We start from the raw sequence: 15,823 nt of genomic DNA, 5'->3' as shown, positions 1-15,823 counted from the left end.
AGCACAAAACATAGAAAATAGAAAGCGGCTGACTAGAAATCCAGCTGGTACCCCAGAGTGAAAGTGCGGCCCCGCCCAGTGAAGTAGTACTCATCGCTGATGCGTGCGGCTTGAGAGTAGTAAGTGAGGTAATCCTCATCGGTGAGGTTTTCGATACCTACTGACACCCTGCCGGTGGGCAGGCGATAAGCTAGAGAAGCATCCACTAAGCCGTAGCCGTCAAAATCAAGTTCAGGATTATCGACGCTTCGATCGAAATAGTAACTACCCTGCAAGCGCGTGGAGATACGGTCGTTCCAGGTAGCGCTCCAGCCCAGTTTGAGCGTATCCGGGGCGATATTGATACCGGTGAGTTTGGTATCCACACTGCCATCGCCATCCTGATCAGACTTGCCCTCAGTGTGGGCATAGGAGAGCGATAGATCGTGCTTGTCTGCCACCTGCATGTCGCCGGTAATCTCAACGCCTTGGATCTCGGTCTTCTCCCGGCTGCCTACCCAGGTACCATTCTGCTCGGTAAGCCGCTGGCCGTAATCCGAATTGGACTCATAGTAGCTAATCTCTAGCCCGTAGCCATCCCAGTCAAAACGCGCGCCGATTTCCCGGTTATCGGTAACAATAGGCTGAAGTTGCAGCAGGGTATCCACATCCTGGCCCGCCGTGCCAATACCGCGCAGCACTCGGCCCACGTCGGGCATGCCAAACCCTTCCGAGTAGTTGGCATACAGCTGAGCCCAATCAGTGGCTTGATAGGTTAAGCCGACGTTGTAAAGCGTCTCATCGAAGCTGGGATTGCCGCCATCAACGGTAACGTTGTCTTGAGTGACATTGCTGCGATCAATTGTTTGGAAGGTATCCACATCAAGTTCGGCATACTCGTGACGCACCCCGGCGTGCAGCGTGAGCGGATCCGCGAGCTTAAACTGGCCCTGCAGAAAAGGAGCCAAATTACGATAACGGCTTTCCGGCACGTAGGTACGCCCGGTATGCACCAGCATCTGGCTTGTTTCGTCTTCCAGCACGTCCAAACCAACCGTCACCCCCAAACGGTCGTCCAGCATGCCGTCACGGTTCAAGGTGAATTTGGCGCCCGTTTTGTCAGATTCATTGCGTGTCTGGTCATACTGGGTATCCCCTGCACTATCCAGATAAGGGAAAAATGGCGTAGTGGCAAAGCGTGCACGGAAGCGCTGACGATACACTTGGGCGTCCAGCTCGTTGCCAAACCAGTCAGCGTGAGAGTAGGAAAGCCGCGCCGAGGTCACTTCGTTGAACCCAGGCTCGCCGTCACGACGGCCTTTGCGTGCCGTGGTGGGAACACCTGCGGAGCGGTCCCCGGTGACCGGTACGTAGTCGTTGCCCTCTTCCAAATCGAAGTGATTCAGCGAGAACTCAACATTCTGGTTGTCGTCGATCCAGTAGCCCAGCTTGCCGAAAAGATCGTAGCTTTCCGAGTTTTGCAGCTCGCCTGGGTAGGCAATACCGACCACCTCATCGTTGCCATCGTAAAAAACCCCGCGCTCCTGACGCGTCGCTGCGGCAACGAAATCCCAGTCGCCTTGCTGGCCGCTAATGCGGTAGTCCAGCTTGTTGCCTAGCCCATCCGACTGGAGATCATCATCCATGGTCAGGCTAATGCCCGCGTGTTGGCTAATGCCCCCGCCTTCGGCACGCCGGGTCACCAGGTTGATCAAGCCGCCGGTCGCACCTAAACCGTGCTCGGCGCTGGCCCCGTGGATGACTTCAATACGCTCTACCATGGAAAGGTCAATGGTATAGCTATCCCGCGAGCTGTCGCGCAGGGGATTGGACTGCGGCACTCCGTCAATCAGGAACAGGGCATCGCGGCCGCGGAATGTCTCGCCCGCGTTGGAGAGCTTTTGGCGGCTGGGGGAGTAAGAGGGAATAAGATTACTGAGCACCTGGCCCGGGTCATCAGTAATCGCTAGCTGCTGTTCGATCTGTTCACGGGTAATGATCGTAACCCGCTGCGGTGTTTGGCCCGCTTCGCTATGGCTGCGGGTGGCCGTCACCACCATGGTCGAGTCGGCATCATTGGCGCCGCTTTGCGATCCTGTGGCAGCAGACTCCTGCCCATAAGCATGGCTGGCAGCTACCAAACCGGCAAGCGTCACCGTAGGCCAAAATACCTGGCGTTTCTTAGTGTACATCTAGTTTTTATCCCCCTGCTTTTGAGTGAACCCTACTCTGAAAACGTAATCTACATCTAAATAATAATGATTATTTTATGCATATAAATCACAGAGGTCTACTCAAGCAGAACGAACTGTTCAGGATAACGACACGACTCCTCACCTCTCTTACCCCACATTTCTTCTGCGGCTGACGCTTAGAGACAGTGAGCAATTACTTGCTGAGCAATGGCAAGTATTGAAAATGAGAATATTTTGGCTTACGGTTCTGCCTGCTTAAACAACCCTAATGAGCACATTCATGACCCAGCCTTCTCATCAGCTACCTCGCTTGACGGGCGAAGCCCTGCACGCGGGCTATGACACTCGACGTGTACTGGATGGTGTCGATATTGCGATTGAGGAAGGCAAGCTCACGGTGCTTTTGGGGCCGAATGGAAGTGGCAAGTCGACGCTGCTGAAAACGCTTGCCCGCACGCTTACGCCTAGTGGCGGGCATGTGTATTTGGACGGCAAGGATATCCATCGCAGCAAAACGCGGGAGGTCGCCAAGCGCCTGGGGATTCTGCCCCAAGGCCCGGTAGCGCCTGAGGGGCTGAGCGTAAAGCAGTTGGTGGGGATGGGCCGTTTTCCACATCAGGGGTTGTGGCAAAAAAATGCTCAGCAAGACGCCGCTGCTATTCGTGAAGCCATGGCTTATACCCACGTGACAGAGTTTGCCGAACGCAATGTCGATGCGCTTTCCGGCGGCCAGCGCCAGCGCTGCTGGATTGCCATGGTGCTGGCTCAACAAACCGATCTGATTCTGCTTGATGAGCCCACTACTTTTCTGGATCTGAAGGTACAGGTGGATTTGCTGGAACTGCTTTCGCGCCTGGCCCATGAGAAAGGCCGCACCCTGCTACTGGTGCTCCACGATCTAAACCTGGCCGCCGCCTACGCTGATCATTTAGTAATGATGTCCGATGGCCGTATCGTTACCAGCGGCGCACCCAGCAAGGTCTTTACCGCCACCAACCTTAAGCGCGTGTTCGACCTGGATGCCCATGTGATCCACGACCCCGAAAGCGGCAGCCCGATTTGTGTGCCACGGAAACGCAGCCAATCCATTGCGAAAACGGAGACAGTTGTGCAATAACGCTGCGGATCGAGAAAGAATAAGCCGCACCTCTTCCTCCATAGAGTGACCATGGCTAGCCGCTTAAATGCGGAGCTGTGCTTTGAGTTCATCATCTACATTACGCACTGTAATAGTCGCCATTCACCTATCCTCAATGCAATCATGGCATACGCTGAAAAGATCCTCAGACCCTAAAGCATACCCCAGATACGCAAACGCCCGACCTATATGACCGGGCGTTGTGGTTTGCACTGGGCCTTACCAACTATATTTCACGCTGCCAATCACACTGCGGGATTCACCGTAATAGCACCAGTATTCACAGCTGGCCACGTACTCTTTATCGGTGAGGTTGTTGACGTTGACCTGGGCCTGCCAACCGTCAGCAAACTCATAGCCCACCATGGCATCGACCAGAGTGTAACTATCCACTACTGTGTTGTCGGCGACGCTGGTATCAACAGTGCTGCCCACATAACGCACACCGCCACCTAGGGTCACGCCGTTTAACGCGCCGCCGGTGAAGGCGTAATCCAACCAAGTTGATGCTTGGTGGCGCAGGATTAACGGCGCACGCTCATCGCCTTCCAGACGAGCATCGGTGTAGGTGTAGGCCGCGGTGACTTTTAACGCATCGGTAATATAACCCACCCCTTCCAGCTCAAAGCCTTGAGAGGTACGCTTGCCCTCTTGTACCTGGAAGCCTGCTGGAGAGGTCACTAGAGTATTGGTCTCTTCCAGATCAAAAACTGCCGCCGTTACATAGCCATCCCAGTCGAATGGCGCCAACTTAGCGCCTATTTCCCACTGACGACCTTCACGGGGATCATACAGGTCGCCCGCATCGTCAACTCGGCCCACTGGATCAAATGACTCGGTGTAGCTAACGTAAGGATTAACACCGTTATCACCCAGATACATTGCGCCACCTGACCAAGACACTTGGTCGTCATCTGAGCGCTGAGTGGTTCCTGCGGTTTGATTACGGTTATCAGTTTCCGCTTGGTCGTAGCGTACGCCGCCCAGCAGCACCCAGCGGTCATCGATACGCAGCTGGTTTTGGGCATACAGACCGGTCTGCTCTTTATCGATTTCCCGAGTTAGCAGATCTTCTTCTGCAATCGGCGTAAAGTTACCGTAGGTTGGGTTAAAGATATCAATCGGCTCGCCGAACGCATAGTTATCCCCTTCCTGGCCACGCAGGCTCAAGTTTTGGTAATCAACACCCAGCAGCAGCGTATTCTCGGTGCGATCACCGTACCAAGTACCCACCATGCGGTTATCAATCGTCCAGCTATCAATGGAACCATCGCGATAAACCAGTCCACGGGATGCGCGGCGATCATCAACCATGGAGAGTGCGTAGGTGCTGCGTAGCTCTAAGTCCAGTTCGCTGTAGCGCAGGTCTTGCTCAAACGACCAGGTATCGTTAATAGCGTGGCGAAGCTCATAACCAAGCCCCCACTGAGTGCGTTTATCCTGGTCGTATCCAGGTTCGCTCAAGTTGGTCTGTGGGTCTATGCGGCCAAAGGGGGTGTTTTCCACAGTGCCATAGGGCAGCTTAAAGCCATTAACGGGAACGCCATCATCTTTTTGCACGCTGGCTAAAAAGGTAACGGTAGTATCTTCACTAAGATCAACCGCCAGGCTCGGCGCAAAATAGTAGCGCTCGTTATCCGTGGCGTTTAAATCACCGTCGCGCTCTTTGTATAATCCCACCAAGCGATAGCGCACATCGTCTGACTCTCCCAGCGGCCCGCTGGTGTCGATGCCGACTTGGCGGTGGTTGCGGTTGCCGAGCTGTAAATTAACCTCCCCTTGAGGCGTCTCAGTCGGACGCTTACTGACCGCATTGATCAAGCCCCCAGGAGGTGCCTCACCGTATAGAATCGATGAAGGCCCTTTAAATACCTCGATACGCTCCAAACCATAAGGCTCGGGTAGCCACTGATAAAACCCTTCGCGGTAGATTCGCAGACCATCTTGGTAAGTCGATTGATCAAAACCGCGCACCTTGAGCCAATCGGTATTGTTATCGCTACCGTAATGGCCCGACAACACGCCCGCACGATAGCGGAACGTTTCATCTAGCTGTTGGACGTTACGGGCTTCCAGTTCTTCACGGTCAACGCTTGAGACCGGACGTGGCGTCTCTACTAGCAGGGTATCGACTTTCAGTGCCGTGGCCGTAACCACCACGGTATCGTTGGAAGTGGTTTCTTCCTGAGCATAGGCAGATGCGCAAAAAAGCGCCGCAGTGACGGGGATCAGTGCGGAAATTGAGCGCGCCAAAGGACGACGGGCAAACGGCAGACGAGGCATGATAGAGTCTCAGTTGGAATTAGGAGCAAAGAGGAAGCAGAGAAATAAGCATCATGATAATCGTTGTTATTAGCATTCATGATAGCGCTTTTGAATAGTTGCTTTCAATGGCCTAATGCGGGGATTTTCCACGTTGACTGAAGGCGATACCAACAGACTGTACCCAATGCATCTCAACTGCTTAGATGCTTTAGCAGTTGAGATTTGAGAAGAGAGGCGCTGCGTTCCCTGCAGCGCAAAGTGCAACGTCCTGTTTAGGCATTTCCGTTGCCACACTTATATCTACATTAAACAGTTAACTATCTGTTGGCTGTGCGCTGGCGAACATGGGGGTGAAAAACTCCTGCAATAACTATCCCTCTCCAACGATTCTCTCTTATACAACACGTCGTTTCTAAGCCTGTTCCAAGAGGCTTATGTACGTTAGCGTACTGAGTTGGCCTGCCGATAGCCTATACTAAAACGATATCTGTATAAAAATTTGTGATAACAGTAAAAAACATTAGAAAATAACATCTTACTCAGACAATTTTGATCAAAAGCTGCGCGACAGCCAACAACAGGGGGAGAGGTGCGATGCTAGAACTCCAGCAGAACGCTCTGCTTGGCTTATTACCCGAAGAAGACCTTGCGCATCTGTTGCCTCATCTTGAGCAGGTTACATTGTCCTTGGGTCAGTCACTCAGCGAATCCGGCCGGCAAATGAGCCATGTCTATTTCCCATTGGATTCTATCGTCTCACTGCTGTGCGTAATGGAAGATGGTGCCTCGACGGAAATTGCCGTAGTGGGTTATGAAGGAGTGGTGGGCGTTTCGTTGTTTATGGGCGGAGAGACCACCCCCAGCCGAGCGATTGTGCAGAGTGCAGGGAAGGCTTACCGCCTTAAGGGGCAATTACTCAAAAACGAATTCTATCGCGCGGGCCCTATGCAGCGACTACTTCTGCGCTATACCCAAGCCTTGCTGACGCAGATGGCACAGACAGCGGTATGCAACCGCCATCACAGCGTCGATCAGCAGCTATGCCGCTGGCTGCTACTCAGCCTCGACCGGCTACCGGGCGATAAATTGATTATGACCCAAGAGTTAATTGCCAATATGCTGGGCGTGCGGCGCGAAGGCGTGACCGAGTCCGCAGGGAAACTCCAGCGAGCAGGGCTGATTTCCTACAACCGCGGGCATATCACCATCATTGACAGGCCTGGGCTAGAGAATCGGGTCTGCGAGTGTTACGCGGTGGTTAAGCGCGAGTACGACCGCCTACTCAACCACCATGACGTAATGTAATCCTTCAATCCCTACTATCAATCTACCCGTAAACACCATTCCAACGTTATGTACGCTAGCGTGCCGACGAGTGATTTACCCAATGTTAATATGCGCATAGTCCGTCAATAACGCTGATGATGGCCTATCTGCAGCCGACATCAAAATGATTTACACCTTCATTGTGCCGTTTGCCAGGTTCTTATAACCGGAGAGGCACATGACGTCTATTTTGAACGTTCCCGCTGCCAATCAACTCCTTGTTGAGCTGCCGGAAGTCGAGCGAAATGCCTTTATGGCTGCCTGCGACACCGTGGAGCTTAGCTTTGGTGAAGTACTGCTACAGCCCACAGAGACATTTACCCACGTCTATTTTCCCATCGATAGCTTCATTTCACTGATTGTCGTCATCGATACTGACAAACGGCTGGAAGTCGCGATGGCGGGCCGGGAAGGAATGCTGGGTAGCTCATTAGCACTAGGCATTGATGAGGCGCCGCTACTCGCGCTGGTTCAAGGGGCTGGTTCGGCTCTACGCATGACTGCTGAAAGCTTTCAGCAGCTACTACCCGGTAGCCCAGTATTACATCAGCGACTAAAGCGATATATCTATGTCGTGATGAAGCAACTGGCGACATCCGCGGCGTGTAATCACTTCCACCGGATTGAAGAGCGCCTCGCCCGCTGGCTGCTGATAACTCAGGATCGCGCGGGTACCGATCAGTTGAATCTGACTCATGAGTTTCTGGCCATGATGCTCGGGGTTAGACGTGCAGGCATTACCCTGGCGGCGATAGCCCTGCAGGCGCGAGGCCTAATCCGTTACCAGCGTGGAACCATCACGGTGCTTGATCGACTAGGCCTAATCGAGGCGTCCTGCGATTGCTATAGCGATGATTGCGCGTTATACGCCAAAATGTTACCGGTGATATAAAGAAAGGAAGCGTAACGCTTGATCAAGCATTTAATAAGCCCCCTTCCTCTGTAACGCCAACGGGCTAGGTAAAGAGGCCATTGGCTGGCCTCTTCATTACGCAGCGTTTTATTAAGCAGCATTAAGCCTGACTACAGAACATTTTTGTAAGCTACTCCCCCTTTCATAATTAGCATGAGCTGCTCATCGGGCTGAGTAAGAACATTAATATCGTCCAAAGGATTGTCTTTAAGCACGATTACGTCTCCCCTTGCGCCTGGGATAATCTCGCCAAAATCGCCGGTGTGACCATAAGCGTCGGCGGCGTGGCTAGTGGCTGCACGAATCAGCTCGTCGGTGGGCACTACATCTTTGCGTAAATGAAATTCGTTGAGTTGATGGCGTTGCATCCGGCCAAGAAGATCAGAGCCGTATAGCATCTTGACACCGTATTGTTGAGCCATTTCCAGTGCCTTACCGCCAGCATCCAGCACATCATAAACCTTGCGTTGTAGGTGCTCGGCCATGCCCGCTTCGACGCCCTCCTTCGCTAAGGCATCGTAAGTGCAGAGAGTCGGCGTTAGGTAAGCGTCGTACTCAAGGAATAGCCGACAGCTCTCCTCGTCCATAAGGTTGCCGTGCTCAATGGTCTTGACGCCTCTGGGGATAAGCCGGTTGATAGCGCGCGCCGTATAGGCATGTGCCATGGTATGAATATTGGCGGCGGAGGCTTCTTCCACAATGGCATCAATTTCCTCAAGCGAAAATTGCGTGCTGTCGATACGGTCGGTAGGTGAAGAAACGCCGCCAGACGCCATAATCTTGATCTGGGTGGCACCCTTTCTGATCTCGTCCCGTGCGGCCCGGCGTACTTCGCTTACACCATCGCAAACACGACCTAGACCCGCGCAGCAGAAGCAGCCTTCAAAGGTTTGTTGGCCTGGGCCGCGCATATCAGCATGGCCTCCGGTCTGGGAGAGTGCATTCCCGGCGTACATGATGCGCGGGCCGACCAGGGCACCTTCATCGACAGCCTTGGCTAGACCGTAATCTGCACCGCCAGCATCGCGCACGGTCGTGAATCCGCGCATCAACATAGCTTCCAGCAGCTCGCTTGATTTGGCACCGACATAGAAAGGCGAAAGTGTCTCAAGCAGAGCAAAATTGGGTGTAATTGCCGTGACGTGCACATGCGAATCAACCAGACCGGGCATCAGGAAGTGGCCTTGAATATCGATGACGTGATCATCACTGCCCTCTAGCGGCGAATCGCTCACATCGACGATACGGCCATCCTGAATACGCACCTGCTGGTTGGCGAGTACTTTTCCGTTGCGCGTGTCGATGACGTTAGCATTAATAAAGCGTGTCGTTGTCATGAGTATTCCTTGTGAGTGTTCTTGTGAGAGTTCTTGTGAGAGTGGCGTTAAAACATCTTTTGCGGAAGGTAAAGCGAAAGCGCTGGAATCAGCACGATTAGCAATAGGGCAACAATATCCATGACGATGAACCAGGCGACGCCCTTAAAGACTTCAGACAGGGTGACGCTATTGCCCAAGGCACCTTTGATGACATACACATTGAGCCCGATAGGCGGAGTGACCAGCCCCACTTCAAGCAGCTTTACGACGATGATGCCGAACCAGATCAAGTTGAGGTCTGCGCCTTCCACTAAGGGCAGAATTAACGGCAGAGTGAGGAGCAGTAAGCCAATGGAGTCGATAAACATACCCAGCACAAGATAGATCACTGCCACCGCGAGAATGATCCACCAGGTCTCGGTACTGACACCGAGGATTATTTCGGAGAAAGCAGCGGGCACGCCACTCATGGCTAGAAAGCGGGTAAAAAACAGTGACCCGATGAGAATAATAAAGATGCTTGCCGTGCTCACCGCCGTGCGAATCAGCGCTTCCCGAATGGCTGAAAAGGTTAGCGTGCGACGTGCCAAGGCGATCAGAGCGGCAATGGAGGTACCCACCGCCCCTGCTTCGGTAGGTGAGAAAACACCCAGAAAAATCCCGCCAAGAACTGAGCCGATCAGCAACGGCAACGGCCAGATATGCTTAAAGGCATCCCACTTCTCGTCCCAGCTAGAGCGTACATCCGTGTTGCCCGCCAAACTGGGGTTAAGCTTGGTTCGCACCATGATCATGGCGATATAAAGCAGCGCTGAAAGCACACCGGGAATGAAACCCGCCATAAACAGCTGACCCACCGACACCTGGGCGTAAACACCATAGAGCACCAGCAACACGCTTGGGGGAATCAGCGAGCCGAGTGTTCCAGATGCGGCGACGGTACCGGTGGCCAGCCCCTTGTCGTAGTTATGCTTGAGCATTTCGGGCACGGCAATCCGCGACATGGCCGCCGATGTTGCGACGCTAGAGCCGGAGGCTGCAGCAAAGAAGGCAGAGGCCATAACACTGGAAACAGCCAGGCCGCCTGGCAAGCGCGCCAGATAAAGGCGCATGGCATGAAACAGACCTTGGGTCATATTGGTGCTGGTACACAAATAGCCCATAAACAGGAACATAGGTGCCGCAGTCAGTTCCCAGGTACCTGCAAAGTCAAACGGAGTGGCAGAAATCATTCCCCAGGCCACACGCATGCTGGTCATTTCACCAATGCCAATGATCGACACCAACCCCAGCGCAACGCCGATTGGCACGCGCAGGGCGATCAGGGCCAAGGCGATGGCAATGCCTGCCACACCTATCTCGATATTACTCATTAGGAAACTCCTACAGGGCTTGGCGTTGTTGCAGCGCCTTAATCATGTTGGCGAGGATGGCCAGGCACATAGCTGCAAAGCCAACCGGTAACGCCCAGCGGCTGGGCCATAGGTAGAAGGTGAAGTTGGCCATGGCCGTTTCCATTCGAACCGTAGCGCGCACTGCATCTAGATAGCTCTGGTAACAGAGCATGCCGAAATAGAGGAGCCCAAGGGTGCTGGCAAATAGGTAAAGCGTCAGTTGGGCTACCGGCGGGAGCCTTCCCACCAACACATCCACGCTGATGTGTTCCCGCTGAAGCTCCACATAAGCGAGCGGCAGAAAGACGACGGCGACCATGTAGTAAAAAGAGACAAACTCCAAGGTGCCGGTAAACGACTTTCCGAATAAATAGCGCAGGCCTACATCAAGTGAGACATGCAGCGCCATAAGCACCAGAAACAGTGCCGCCAGCACCATGGCACTTTTGGCGATCCACTGGCTCAACGACTCCACGTGTCTGGCGATCATACAGGCTCACTCCTCTTCGCATCTGAGGCAGAAAAACCCAGCTCCAGAAGCGTCTCTTTCCAGAACAGCAGCATATCGCGGTAGAGTTCAGGGTCATCACGCCAAATGCTTTGCGCCCCCATACCTCGCATCATGCACAAGGTGGCGTTCAGGGCGACGCGATTCTGATGTGAAGTGTGCTTGGAACTGGCGACTAACTGCTCCCAAATCTGCTCCAAAGAGTCATTGAACTTTGCTGCCAGCGGTATCAGCACTTTCATGATATCGGGGTCGGTTCGCGCATTAGTGAGGTATTCGAGAGTCACCATATAAAGGTCACCCTTGAAGTGCTCATGCAGCGCTTTAAGCAGGCTGTCAAAGTTAAGCTCACCCGCTTTAACCTTCACGGCCATCTCTCTTACGCTTTCGACTTCGCGACTCAGCAAGTCCTCAAGCGCCGCCTGCATCAATAATGTCTTAGAAGGATAGTGGTGAACTAAAGCGCCACGGGAAACGCCCGCCAGACGTGCGACATCCACGGTTGAAGTGGCACGAATGCCCTTCTCGAGAATGCACTCGATAGTCGCTTGCGTCACCCGAGCCTGGGTTTGGCGTGAGCGTTCTTCTTGATTCTGTCGCTTCGTCATAGCGAACCCTTATTTGGCCTAGGCCGCCTCAATGCGGCGGCCTAAGTGTTCCAGCGTTAATAGATTCCGTAGTCTGCGGGAAGCTTATTGTAGATTTCTTGCATGGCCAGTTCGGCCAGTGCCTCTTCGTCTTCGCGATCAACCTCGCTGACTAAGGCATCCCACTTTTCGTAGGTCGCGATAAAATCATCAATCAGCGCTTCCGGGTCTTCAACGCCATACTCATCGCGGGCCTTATCGTAGACATTGGCCAAGGCCTCATCGCGGAAAGCCTCCACGGAAGCCATCAGATCCTCTTCGGGCTCGTAGATGTTGTTGCCGTGGGAGGCGGCTTCTTCCAGTGCGGCTTCAGAAGCGCCGAGGTACTGGACAATCATGCGGGTCATTGCTTTGGCCGTCGCTTCTTTGAAGACATCGCGTTCCTCATCGTTGAGGCTAGCCCAGAAGCCCGAATTGAAGCCCCACTGAGGGCCAGACCAATACATGCCGGTAGGCAGCAGCGTGGTGTGCTCGGCAACCTCCCACAATGACCGGTCAATCAAGTCGTTAGCCGCATTAGAGGCACAGTCCAACGAGCCACGATCGAGGCCGCTATACATCTCACTGGAAGGCACATTGACGGGCGTTCCCCCGGCTTGCTCGACCCAGGCGGAAACAGTCGAGCCAGCCGTACGAATACGTTTACCGCGTAGCTCTTCCAGGTTTCGGACTGGCTCGCGGCAGAACAGCACATAGGAAGGCGTGTTATAGGCGCCCAGGTAGACAATATCCAGCTCCTCCCACTCGGCTAGCTGAGTGGGATTATTAAGGCTGAAGTCTGTCACCGCCAGTATGCCAATCAGCGGGTCATCATAGTTAAACCCCAACTCCTGCACGGCATTCGCGACCGGCATTTCAGAAGGCGTGTAGATAGCCGCATGGTGAGCAACCTGAACCACGTTATCCTGGATACCCTGCAGGTTAGCCCGTGGTGCCAGCAGTACGGTGCCGGTATAAACCTCGGGTTGCAGTTCGCCGTTCGAGAGTTCCTTGACCATTTCTGCCCACTCGATGTAACCGTAACGGGAGTGGGGATGTTGTTGGTCGTAGAACGAATTGGCAATAAAGGAAGTTGCGGCATGGGCCGAAGAAGCAACAACAGGCAAGACCAGCGCTCCAACGGCGAGTGTCAGCGTATTACGAGTGAAGTTCATATAGTTTCCTGGGCCGATTTAATCGGCTGTTTTTTTCTGTTGTATTGTTTCATCTTGTTGACACGTCACCAGCTGTGGCGCGTGCACATAATTCAATCTAGACTTCAAATAATAAAAAAACAAGCAGGTCTGTTTGTTTTTGATACGGCCTGCTTCGCATAGAAAGGTTAAGCAATGAAAATAAAAGAAAATCCTACTCGGCTGGATATTGCGGGTACCTGGCGAGGGATTCGTATGATGCTACCTTTGGCGGTTTTTACGATCGCGTTTGGATTGGCGTTTGGCGTAGCCGCCGTGCACCAAGGGTTGGCCGGCTGGGAAGCGATGCTAATGAGCCTGTTTGTCTTCGCGGCTCCATCGCAATTTGCTGCCCTAGAGATGTGGCATTCGCCTCTGCCACTGCTTGCTCTGGTAGCGGTCACACTCGCGATTCATACCCGGCATACGCTGATGAGTGCGGCGCTCTACCCCTGGCTCAAGGCGTTACCTCAACGCCAGCAATTCGCGATGGTGATTCTGCTAACCGACTCCAACTGGGCAATGGCGCTGGGAGAGTATCAGCGCGGCGAGCGAAACCTGGGCATTCTTCTAGGTGGCGGTATCGCGCTGTGGGGCGCCTGGGTCGGAGGTACTGCGATAGGGCTAGCCTTTGGTGGGGGCATTACCGAGCCTGAACGCTTCGGCCTTGATGTGATCATGCTGTGCTTTTTGTTGATGATCGTTGTCGGTGGAAACCCACGAGCAGCAATGGCCCTACCCTGGTTAGCCGCAGCGGCAAGTGCATTAATGGCGTACTGGTGGTTGCCGCCTTACCTACATGTGATGGTGGGTGCCATTACCGGTGGCGTAGTGGCCGTATTGTTACCCGGGCACTGGTTAAGGGAAAGCGCCTCATGAGCTCTTCACCCGTGTGGCAGTCGTTGATAGCCATCATGCTAATGGTGGTAATTGCTTATGGCTCCAGAGTGCTGGGGCTACTGGTCATGTCGCATGTACCGCTAGGCCCACGCGTCCGGCGATTCGTCGATGCGTAAGCGCGCCATAAAACCCATCTACCCACATTAACGTAGGCTGATCACACTGATGGTCTCTTTTGCTTTGGAGATCATCATGAGTCGCGACCTCAATTCCACTCAAGCATTTTGGTTAGGGCACCTGTCTTATGCCGCCGCGTTGCAGATGCCGTTAAGCGCGTATGCTGAAGCGCAAGCCGTGACCTTAGCCGACCTGATGGCGTGGGAAAATCGGTTAATCGTGCAGGGGTTTCCCGTGCCACCGCGTTGTCGTCCCGCTCGGTTTGTCGCGGTGGAGGTGGTCGCATGATTCGACCCGGCACTGATCTGCAGGTGTACCTGTGCCGAGAACCCGTCGATATGCGCAAGCAAATTGATGGCTTGGCGCTGTTGGTACAGGAAGCCATGGCCTTGAACCCGTTTGATCAAGCGCTGTTCGTGTTCGGTAATCGTCAGCGCGATAAAGTGAAACTGCTGTTCTGGGAACGTAACGGCTTTGTGGTGTGGTACAAGCGCTTAGAACGTGAGCGGTTTAAATGGCCAACGCACCTTAATGGTGAGACCGTGACGTTAACCGGTCAAGAGCTTAACTGGCTGCTGGATGGCTACGATTTGAAGGCCATGAAGCCTCACAAAGCGCTGGATTTTCAGCGGGTTGGCTAGCCGTAAGCTCTCCTATTTTAGAGACGTTTTTGGTACACTAAACGGTATGAAAAACGCCGCTTCCTCCTCATCTACGGTTACCCAGCTTGAGCGCAAGCTGGCCGCTGCTGACGCTGAAAATGCGCGGCTGTTGGCGTTGATGGAGAAAAAGGAAGCGCAGTGGGAAGCCACCAAACAGTCGCTGTTTGAACAGTTCCGGCTTGCCCTGGAGCGTCAGTTCGGCCCCTCCACTGAAAAGTACCGTGTCGACCAGCGGGATCTTCTGATCAATGAGGCGGAAGTGGCGGTTGACGAGGAAGGGGACGATGCATCGGAGAACGGCGCCGCCGTTGATAACGTGGTTATCGACACCGCCACGCCCGCTAAGCGTCGTACGCGCGGCGGGCGTGTTGCGCTACCGCCAGAACTCCCGCGTGTCGAGGTCGTCCATGAACTGCCCGATCATGCTCGCCACTGCCACGATGACGGCACCGCGCAAAAGGTGATCGGTGAAGAGGTCAGTGAGGAACTGCATGTGGTGCCCGCCCGGATCGAGGTGATCCGTCATGTGCGACGCAAATATGCCTGCCCGACGTGCGAAGAGGGCGTTAACACCGCCCCAGCGCCGGCCAAGCTGTTGCCCAAGAGCAATGCCAGCGCCACGCTGCTCGCCTATATCGCGACGGCTAAATACCAGGACGCACTACCGCTGTATCGGCAAAGCCAGATCTTTGCCCGCCATGGCGCCGAGATCCCCCGCAATACCCTGGCACGCTGGATGGTGCAGGTGGGAGAACGGATCATCCCGCTGATCGACACGTTGCGCCAACACCTCTTAAACGCCCCGCTGATCCACATGGATGAGACGACGCTCCAGGTTAATCAAGAAGCGGATCGTGCCGCCAGTGCCACCTCGTATATGTGGGTGCAGCGCGGTGGCCCGCCGGGCCAGCAGGTGGTCTTGTTTGACTACGCGGCCAGCCGCGCCGGACGGGTGCCCGTTGATCTGCTAGGCGACTATGCGGGGCGCTTAATCACCGATGGCTATGAAGGCTACGCCGAGGTCGTGCGCCGTAATGGGATCACCCATGCGGGCTGCTGGGCGCATGCCCGGCGTAAGTTCGTCGAGGCCCAGAAGGTGCAGCCCAAGGGCAAGACCGGCAAAGCGGACTGGGCGCTGAACCAGATCCGTAAGCTATACGGGTAAGCGCTCCAATAACCCCATCTAGGCAGTCATTGCCTAGACCGGTAAGGTCTCTTTCCACTGCCAGGGCAGTAGCGTGTTGAGGTCATCGTCGTTGAGAGAGGGTAGCGTCTCAAAGACGTGCTG

Annotated in this window: 14 protein-coding genes and 1 pseudogene; 8 read left to right on the top strand and 7 right to left on the bottom strand. The window is 54.3% G+C overall.

The window, feature by feature from the left end:
- Positions 1–32: 32 nt before the first annotated feature.
- Positions 33–2,171 (bottom strand): TonB-dependent receptor, encoded by a 2,139-nt coding sequence (locus tag E0L35_RS22255; RefSeq protein WP_138801460.1) that lies wholly within the window; start codon positions 2,169–2,171, stop codon positions 33–35.
- Positions 2,172–2,454: 283 nt separating this feature from the next.
- Between E0L35_RS22255 and E0L35_RS22250 the strand changes: the two genes are divergently transcribed.
- A complete protein-coding gene (locus E0L35_RS22250; RefSeq protein WP_138801459.1) occupies positions 2,455–3,291 on the top strand; it encodes an ABC transporter ATP-binding protein in 837 nt (278 codons plus the stop codon).
- A 240-nt stretch (positions 3,292–3,531) separates the two neighbouring features.
- Here the strand turns inward: E0L35_RS22250 and E0L35_RS22240 are convergent, their stop codons facing one another.
- Positions 3,532–5,595, bottom strand: coding sequence for a TonB-dependent siderophore receptor (locus tag E0L35_RS22240; RefSeq protein ID WP_138801458.1), 2,064 nt, complete (start codon positions 5,593–5,595; stop codon positions 3,532–3,534).
- A 576-nt stretch (positions 5,596–6,171) separates the two neighbouring features.
- Here E0L35_RS22240 and E0L35_RS22235 point away from each other — a divergent pair.
- Together E0L35_RS22235 and E0L35_RS22230 are read left to right on the top strand one after the other, a co-directional pair.
- Positions 6,172–6,882 (top strand): Crp/Fnr family transcriptional regulator, encoded by a 711-nt coding sequence (locus tag E0L35_RS22235; protein ID WP_138801457.1) that lies wholly within the window; start codon positions 6,172–6,174, stop codon positions 6,880–6,882.
- A gap of 199 nt (positions 6,883–7,081) precedes the next feature.
- Positions 7,082–7,795 (top strand): Crp/Fnr family transcriptional regulator, encoded by a 714-nt coding sequence (locus E0L35_RS22230; protein WP_027958581.1) that lies wholly within the window; start codon positions 7,082–7,084, stop codon positions 7,793–7,795.
- Positions 7,796–7,926: 131 nt separating this feature from the next.
- Here E0L35_RS22230 and E0L35_RS22225 read toward each other — a convergent pair whose 3' ends face one another.
- The 5 genes from E0L35_RS22225 to E0L35_RS22205 are packed head-to-tail and all read right to left on the bottom strand — an operon-like array spanning position 7,927 to position 12,838.
- Positions 7,927–9,153 (bottom strand): amidohydrolase family protein, encoded by a 1,227-nt coding sequence (locus tag E0L35_RS22225; RefSeq protein WP_138801456.1) that lies wholly within the window; start codon positions 9,151–9,153, stop codon positions 7,927–7,929.
- A gap of 47 nt (positions 9,154–9,200) precedes the next feature.
- On the bottom strand, positions 9,201–10,508 hold the full coding sequence (locus E0L35_RS22220; protein ID WP_022522415.1) for a TRAP transporter large permease: 1,308 nt from the start codon (positions 10,506–10,508) through the stop codon (positions 9,201–9,203).
- A gap of 10 nt (positions 10,509–10,518) precedes the next feature.
- The gene (locus tag E0L35_RS22215) at positions 10,519–11,019 is read right to left on the bottom strand and encodes a TRAP transporter small permease (RefSeq protein ID WP_138801455.1); all 501 of its coding nucleotides are present in this window, start codon (positions 11,017–11,019) and stop codon (positions 10,519–10,521) included.
- On the bottom strand, positions 11,016–11,645 hold the full coding sequence (locus E0L35_RS22210) for a TetR/AcrR family transcriptional regulator (RefSeq protein ID WP_138801454.1): 630 nt from the start codon (positions 11,643–11,645) through the stop codon (positions 11,016–11,018). Before E0L35_RS22210 ends, E0L35_RS22215 begins: the two co-directional genes overlap by 4 nt.
- 56 nt (positions 11,646–11,701) lie before the next feature.
- Positions 11,702–12,838 carry a C4-dicarboxylate TRAP transporter substrate-binding protein gene (locus E0L35_RS22205; RefSeq protein WP_138801453.1) on the bottom strand — a complete coding sequence of 379 codons (1,137 nt, stop codon included), beginning with the start codon at positions 12,836–12,838 and terminating at the stop codon, positions 11,702–11,704.
- A 174-nt stretch (positions 12,839–13,012) separates the two neighbouring features.
- On the opposite strand from E0L35_RS22205, the gene E0L35_RS22200 reads away from it, so the two are divergent.
- From E0L35_RS22200 to E0L35_RS22180, 5 genes and pseudogenes are all read left to right on the top strand, one after another.
- Positions 13,013–13,735 carry an AzlC family ABC transporter permease gene (locus E0L35_RS22200; RefSeq protein WP_138801452.1) on the top strand — a complete coding sequence of 241 codons (723 nt, stop codon included), beginning with the start codon at positions 13,013–13,015 and terminating at the stop codon, positions 13,733–13,735.
- Complete coding sequence (locus E0L35_RS22195) at positions 13,732–13,872, top strand: AzlD domain-containing protein (RefSeq protein ID WP_138801451.1); 141 nt, start codon at positions 13,732–13,734, stop codon at positions 13,870–13,872. The genes E0L35_RS22200 and E0L35_RS22195 overlap by 4 nt, the downstream gene beginning before the upstream one ends.
- Positions 13,873–13,948: 76 nt before the next feature.
- Positions 13,949–14,161: a hypothetical protein gene (locus tag E0L35_RS22190; RefSeq protein ID WP_138801450.1), complete on the top strand. Its 213-nt coding sequence runs from the start codon at positions 13,949–13,951 to the stop codon at positions 14,159–14,161.
- A complete protein-coding gene (gene tnpB / locus E0L35_RS22185) occupies positions 14,158–14,514 on the top strand; it encodes an IS66 family insertion sequence element accessory protein TnpB (RefSeq protein ID WP_138801449.1) in 357 nt (118 codons plus the stop codon). The genes E0L35_RS22190 and tnpB overlap by 4 nt, the downstream gene beginning before the upstream one ends.
- Before the next feature lie 46 nt (positions 14,515–14,560).
- Positions 14,561–15,694, top strand: a pseudogene (locus tag E0L35_RS22180) (IS66 family transposase); the annotation flags it as partial.
- Positions 15,695–15,823: the final 129 nt, after the last annotated feature.

This window comes from Halomonas sp. ATBC28 (genome assembly GCF_005937175.1).
Classification (GTDB): domain Bacteria; phylum Pseudomonadota; class Gammaproteobacteria; order Pseudomonadales; family Halomonadaceae; genus Vreelandella; species Vreelandella titanicae.
This window is presented reverse-complemented; position numbering and strand designations above follow the sequence as displayed.